The 6,560-nt window shown below is 60.6% G+C and carries 4 protein-coding genes; all 4 read right to left on the bottom strand.

Features of this window, described 5'->3' with window-relative positions; genetic code table 11:
- Positions 1-188: 188 nt before the first annotated feature.
- The 4 genes from DQG19_RS20355 to purH all read right to left on the bottom strand — a co-directional run bounded on the left by DQG19_RS20355 (position 189) and on the right by purH (position 5,321).
- A complete protein-coding gene (locus tag DQG19_RS20355; RefSeq protein ID WP_116128377.1) occupies positions 189-1,586 on the bottom strand; it encodes a tetratricopeptide repeat protein in 1,398 nt (465 codons plus the stop codon).
- 6 nt (positions 1,587-1,592) lie between these two features.
- Positions 1,593-2,981, bottom strand: coding sequence for a hypothetical protein (locus tag DQG19_RS20360; RefSeq protein ID WP_198661826.1), 1,389 nt, complete (start codon positions 2,979-2,981; stop codon positions 1,593-1,595).
- Entirely contained in the window at positions 2,965-3,714 is a 750-nt protein-coding gene (locus DQG19_RS20365; RefSeq protein WP_116128381.1) for a type III pantothenate kinase, read from the bottom strand. The genes DQG19_RS20360 and DQG19_RS20365 overlap by 17 nt, the downstream gene beginning before the upstream one ends.
- Before the next feature lie 80 nt (positions 3,715-3,794).
- The gene (purH, locus tag DQG19_RS20370; RefSeq protein ID WP_116128383.1) at positions 3,795-5,321 is read right to left on the bottom strand and encodes a bifunctional phosphoribosylaminoimidazolecarboxamide formyltransferase/IMP cyclohydrolase; all 1,527 of its coding nucleotides are present in this window, start codon (positions 5,319-5,321) and stop codon (positions 3,795-3,797) included.
- Positions 5,322-6,560 lie beyond the last annotated feature (1,239 nt).

Consider the following 6,560-nt stretch of genomic DNA (forward strand, 5'->3'; position numbering starts at 1 on the left):
TCGTCATCAAATATAACGACCGAATTCGCAGTAGAAATGCCGGTGGCCCGTCCATAGTTTGTAGCGGTCGACCAGTACGGGAAATTTATCGACTATTTGCGCCGGGGCGCGGGTGCAGTGCCCCTGGGAAACAAAAAATCCCGTCCGGCGGACGCCGGACGGGATTTTTCGCGGTTGCAATCGCTGGCTTAGAAGCGCAGCGTTACGGTCTCACCGATGCCGCAGCCTACGGAGAGGCGGGCACCCTCCTCGAGTCCGCGCTGGAAGGCTTCGGACTTGATGGGCATGGAGCTGCTGTAGTTGGCAATGCGGCGGTTGGCGTCGCCGGCTACTTCGCCGTCTACGCTCTTGGCGTAGTTGTACTTGTCGATGGCGGCAAGAACGGCGAGGCGCTGTTCCCAGGCGTCACCACAGCCCGAGCTCATGCGACCGTAGAGGTCACCGATCAGGATGTAGGGCTTGCCCCAGCCGGGGTTCAGTTCGGCGGCACGGCGGGCGTTCTGCCGGGCACTGCTGTACTGACCGAGTTTACCGAGCTGGATCTGGGCGATTTGATAAGCGTACTGGGCCTTTTTCTCGTTGTCGTCCGTCTTCGCGATGGCGTCCTCGTAGAGGTCGACGGCGTCGCTGAAGCGCTCCTCCTCGTAGGCTACCGAAGCGCCGTAGGCGGGGTTGAGGCGGATGCGCTCGGCCTCGTATTCCTCGGCCTTCTCGGCGTAGAGCTCGTCGTAGATGTTCTGCACGCGCACGATGTCGGCGTCGGTGGAGTCACAGCCCTGGGCCTTGAGCTTGGTCACGATATACCGCAGGATGTCGAGGCTATCGCGGTTCTCTTCCACCTTGGGCAGCAGCAGGCCCTTGAAGTAGTCGCAGTCGAAGATCTCGTCGGCGAATTCCAGGATGTCGGACTCTAGGTTATCCTTACCGGCCTGGTAGTAGGTGGAGTAAGTAGGGTTGTTCTCGATGTTGTAGTCGGCGACCTTCACGGCCTTGTCGTACATCTCGCGGACGCGGGCGTTGTCGATCTCGTCTTCCTTAAAGTAGTAGTTGAGCAGCTTGCCGAGGGGAGCCAGTACGACGTACTCGGTCTCGTTGCCTCCGGTTTCGATGGCCTGCTCGAGCACGTCGATGGCGTCTTTGCTGTACCCGCTGAGGTAGAACATATCGGAGCCCTTACGGCCGAGGAGAAACGCCTCGTACTTGGGGTAGCACTCCAGTTCCTGATCGTACAGCGAGAAGATCATGTCGGTGTACTCCTGCTTTTTGGCCTCGTCGGTAGCCTTGCTGCGCATCGCCTTGTAGAACATGCGGCCGTCCCGGTAGTGGAAAGGGCGCTGACCGTCGGCGGCCGGGGCGATGTCGTAGGCGCGTTTCCAGTTATTGAAGGCGTCGTTGAATTCAGCCTCGGGCAGGGCGGCCAGGTCTTCGGCGGTCTTGTCCTTGACCATGTTACGGTAAGCTACGTGAGCGTTTTCGGCTTGCTCCTTTTGGGGCGAATCGGTCCAGGTCACGCACTGGGCGGTGGCTACGGAAACCGAGCCACAGAAGACCAGCATCAGCGCGAAAGTGCGGATGATCGTTTGCATATTGGTTTAGTTGAGTTTGCGTTTAAAGAACCAGGAGTTGTCGTTCAGACTGAACCCCAGGGTAAGTTGTACATAGTTCTCGTCCAGAATGTCCGGCACCCCAAATTTACCATATTCGACGGCAAGATCAAGAAACGACACCTGCTGTCGGGGCAATTGGATGGGAAAACCGAAGCCGAGGGTTACGGCGTTACGCCGGGCCTGTTCGCCGCTGATGACGCGCGGATCGTCTTCGAGCCGGGCTCCGAGCCGGTAGCGTACCCGGGCCCAGTAGTTGTTGTAGGAGGTGGCGTTGGGGATAAACTGCAGGCCCACGGCGATGCGGTTTATGTCGGCCAGTTCTTCCGGCTGCGCGGTATTGCGGTAGCTGCCGTAGCCCTGCCGGCCGTATTCGGCCCCCACGAAGAAGCGGTCCACCTGCTCGTAGGCCAGCCCAACGTTGATGCCGGCCGGCAGGTCGATCTCGCCGGGCACGTTGTCCTCGAAACGGACGGTGTCGCGCACTGCCACGTTGTCGCCCGGGCTGAACTTGCGGAACAGCAGGCTGGACTCGGAATCGACCGTAGCGCCTAGGGTTCCGTTGACGCCCACGATGACGCGCTTGCCGTTCGGCACCTTGAGTCCTTCCTCGTTGAGGTCGGTAAAGTTGATGGCGTACTGTACCCCGTAGCCGAGGCTGAAGCCGCTGATGTTGAACTCGTCGAGAAACTCGGTGGCCAGCGCTTCGGGTATGCTGTCGAAGGACAGGGTGCGGCTGTTGGTAAGCTTGCCAAAGTTGTAATTGACGTTCACCCCACCACTCAGGCCACGGTAGCGCAGCGCGGACGACCAGGTGAAACGGTACGCCCCACCCGTCCCCTTGAGCCGGTTGGAGGTCGGTCCGGTATCCTCTTCGAATCCCTTCAGCTCCAGTTCGTAGCCCACCAGCGTGGTCGGGGCCAGGGAGAAGGCCATCCCCCCGTTCCAGGAGTTGAGCTGCCGTTCGAGGCTGAGGTTGATCGGGTTACGGAGGGGAAATCCGAGGGCAATGTACCGCAGGTTGCCCTGGTAGGTATCCGCCGAGCTGTTCTGATCGTGCAGCTGCGATGCACGTCCGTAGAGACCGACCTCGAAGCTGGTTGCCTGCAGGCTGGCCAGGCTGGCCGGGTTGAGCAGGTTGAGGTGGAATATATCCTGATAGGTCGTCTGCAGCCCGCCCATACCGGCCGCGGCGGCGTGTACCTGGTCGACGGGGTCCCCGAGGCCGAAGCGGCTCAGGGGGCTGTTTTGTTTGGGGCGAATGTCAACAAAGTCGGTACCCGTACTGGCCTGACCGAACGCGGTGCCGCCGGAAAGAAGCAGCCCGAGCAACAGCGCAGGGGGGAACAGACTTGACAAACTAAGACGCATTGACATAAGCTGACAATATTTGATTGAGTCCACGCAGGACCAAGTTGGGGTAGTGAACACAGGACACGGAAACGTGGGGAACAAGCAACGGAGCATCGCCACCGGTGAGGACCAGCTGCAAATCCGGATGCTCGGCGCGCAGCCGCTCGTACAGGCCTTCCGCTTCGTAGACCACCCCCAGCTGCCCCCCGTGCCGCAAAGCGGTCTCGGTGGTCAGGCCAAGGGAGCCCGTGACGGTACCGGCGGATACCTGGGGTAGCCGCGCGGTGTAGGCGTGCATGGACCGAAACCGCATGTTGACGCCCGGACTGATGTTGCCTCCGCGGTAGCGGTCGTTGGCGTCTACCAGGTCGAAGGTCACGCAGCTGCCCGCGTCGACGATGAGCCGGGCGGTGTGCAGCAGCCCGAGGGTGCCGGCCACGGCCGCGATCCGGTCTTCGCCCAGCGTTTCCGGACTCTGGTAGTCGGAAGCGAAGGGCAGGGGCCGCGAGCGGTCGAACGCGAAAACGCGCCGGCCGTCCTGTTTCCACTTATCCGTCCACCGGTCGGTTGGCACGTTTGCCACGGTGGAATAGATGATGTAATTCACCCCAAGGTTGGTTACCAGTGCATCGATCGCGTCCCAGTCGCCGGCGGGAAGCCGGGAGACGGGGGGCCGCAGGTGCGCACCGTCGAAGCAAGCGGCCTTGGTGCCGGAATTGCCAATGTCGACGATGAGCCTTCGATTTGGTGCACCCATCTTAAAGTCGGATATAAGACGCGGGAACGATAGCGGACGGTTCTTAAGCGGAAGTTAAAATCCGGAGTGAATGATTTGGTCTAGTGCCGGAAGTGCCGAACACCGGTCGTCACCATGGCAACGTCGGCCTTATTTGCTGCGGCAATGCTGTCCTTGTCGCGGATCGATCCCCCGGGCTGTACTACGGCAGTGATTCCGGCTTCGGCGGCGATCTCTACGCAATCGCTGAAGGGGAAAAAGGCATCGGAGCCCATCACGGCACCTTCCAGCTCGAAACCAAAGTTCCGGGCCTTGACAATCGCCTGCTTGAGGGCGTCGACGCGGCTCGTCTGTCCGCAGCCCATGCCGATGAGCTGGTTGTCGCGGACCAGCGCGATGGTATTCGACTTCAGGTGCTTGGCGCACTTGTTGGCAAACACGAGGTCGGCGGTTTCCCGGCCGGTAGGCTGACGCTCGGTCACTACGGTAAACTGGTCGGCGCTTTCGGTCTGCAGGTCCGTATCCTGTACGATCACGCCGTTGAGCAGGCTCTTGAAGCTCATGGGTTGCTGCTGCAGGTGGTGGTACTGGAGCAGGACGCGGTTCTTTTTCTTGCTTAGGAGCTCCAGTGCCGAGTCGGTAAAGTCCGGGGCGATAAGTACCTCGTAGAACAGCTGATCGATCTCCTGGGCTACCGTCAGTTCCAGCGGCCGGTTGGTGATCAGGACGCCTCCGAAGGCGGAGACGGGATCACCGGCGAGGGCGGCTTTCCAGGCGGCCAGCTGGGTGGGGCGCACGGCGACACCGCAGGCGTTGGTATGCTTCAGGACAACGAAAGCGGGATCAGCATCCTCAAACTCGCGCATGATGGCCACGGCGGCGTCGATATCGACCAGATTGTTGAAGCTCAGGTCCTTACCGTTCAGCTTGGTGAACATCTCGTTGAGCCGCCCGAAGTAGGTGGCGTCCTGGTGGGGGTTTTCCCCGTACCGCAGGGTATTGGCCTTCATTTCACTGCGCTTGAAGACCGGTAGTTCGCCGTCTCCGTTGAAATAGCTGAAAATCGCCGTGTCGTAGTGACTGCTGACGGCAAACGCGCGGCGGGCGAGTTTGCGGCGGGCCTCGAGGTCGGAGACGCCCTCGTGCTCGTCAATGATCTCCTGCAGGGTAGCGTAGTCCTCCCGGCTGGGTACGATTACCACGTCGCGGTAGTTTTTCGCAGCGGCCCGGATCAGGGCTATACCGCCGATGTCGATCTTTTCGATGATCAGGTCTTCGTCTTCCGTGTTGGCCACGGTCTCCTCGAAGGGATAAAGGTCGACGACAACCAGGTCGATCTCGGGGATCTCCAGCTGGGCCAGCTGCGTGAGGTGGTCCTCCTCGCGGCGGGCCAGAATGCCACCGTGGACTTTGGGGTGCAGCGTCTTCACGCGGCCGTCGAGGATGGAGGGGTAGCCGGTGAGCTCCTCGACCGGCGTGACGTCGACGCCACGGTCGCGAATGAAGGATTCCGTGCCGCCGGTGCTGTAGATCGTGACGCCCAGCTTGTCGAGGCCGTCAATGATCGGTCCCAGCCCTTCCTTGTGGTATACGGAGATGAGTGCGGATTTGATCTTGCGTTCTGTCATAGAACCTAGTTGTAGGGCTCCGCCGGGGCGGTAGCCTGCTTGGTTGTCCCGGCGTGCCAAAACCGGGGTTGGTTTGAGGGCCGCAAAGATACGAATAATGGAATTAGGGTTTTCCGGTCACTATTTGGCCGAAGGAAAGGCTGGCTGCGTCCTTGAATTTCACACTACTGGGCGCCTTCGTCGGCCGCGGGGGCTCCGCTACGCGTGGTAGGAAGATGGCCCCTGGTGTGGGCCGGTACCGGGGGCAGCCCGCAGGGCGGCCCAATCGGTGTAATCCCGCATCAGTAATGCACGCCATTGCATCACCCCCGCGGGAATCTGCGGTCATCTGTGCCCGAGCGCAGCGACACGAAGTTCGACGAAGTAAATCCGTGTTAGCCGCTGGCGATCTGTGGTAAAACCTGTCCCGCCGGGAAGCCCCTCTTGTTCGTTCTTTTCCCTTGATGGAAAAGAACCAAAAGATCAAGCCTGTGCGCCCGCCTGCTCGGTCTCCGAACCCCGAACCGGCTAAAACCTGCAAACTCGCGTCGGCGGTACCGGCTTCGATTCAGTACGCTCCCGACTACTGCTTATCAGGCACCTTGTTGTTCCTTACGGCTCATACAGTGCAGCTTTTTTCACGCCGGCTCACGGCCCGGAACCCGGGCGTTCGCAAGGGCGGTCCTCCCGCACACTCAGGTTCTTGGGCAGTTTGTAGGGTGCGGAGGGTGCTGGTGACCTTGTATCCGTGCGCGTCAGTGCCGCTGGCAGCCCCAATCAGGGTAATCCCGCATCAGTCCTGCGGGTCATTGCACCAGCCCTGCGGGAATCTGTGGTCATCTGTGCCCGAGCGCAGTGACACAAAGTTCGACGAAGTCAATCTGTGTTAGCCGCAGGCGATCTGTTGTAAGAACCTACCCTAACGGCTGCTCTCCGTTCTTTTCCCTTGATGGAAAAGAACCAAAAGATCAAGCCTGTGCGTCCGCCTATTCGTGTCCCGCACCCCGAACCGGCTAAAATCTGCAAACTCGCGTCGGCGGTACCGGCTTCGATTCAGTACGCTCCCGACTACTGATGACCAGGCACCTTGATGTCCCTGACGGCTCATACAGTGCAGCTTTTTTCACGCCGGTTCGCGGTCCGGAACCCGGGCGTTCGCAAGGGCGGTCCTCCCGCACACTCAGGTTCTTGGGCAGTTTGTAGCCTGCGGGTAGGGTACGGAGGGCACTGGTGATTTGTGTCAGTGCCGCTGGCAGCCCG

Source organism: Lewinella sp. IMCC34183 (assembly GCF_003390915.1).
Classification (GTDB): Bacteria; Bacteroidota; Bacteroidia; order Chitinophagales; family Saprospiraceae; genus Neolewinella.

Coding starts and splice junctions, on each gene's coding strand:
- DQG19_RS20360 (WP_198661826.1), bottom strand. CDS start 2,981: ATGTCAATGCGTCTTAGTTTGTCAAGTCTGTTCCCCCCTGCGCTGTTG.
- DQG19_RS20355 (WP_116128377.1), bottom strand. CDS start 1,586: ATGCAAACGATCATCCGCACTTTCGCGCTGATGCTGGTCTTCTGTGGC.
- DQG19_RS20365 (WP_116128381.1), bottom strand. CDS start 3,714: ATGGGTGCACCAAATCGAAGGCTCATCGTCGACATTGGCAATTCCGGC.
- purH (WP_116128383.1), bottom strand. CDS start 5,321: ATGACAGAACGCAAGATCAAATCCGCACTCATCTCCGTATACCACAAG.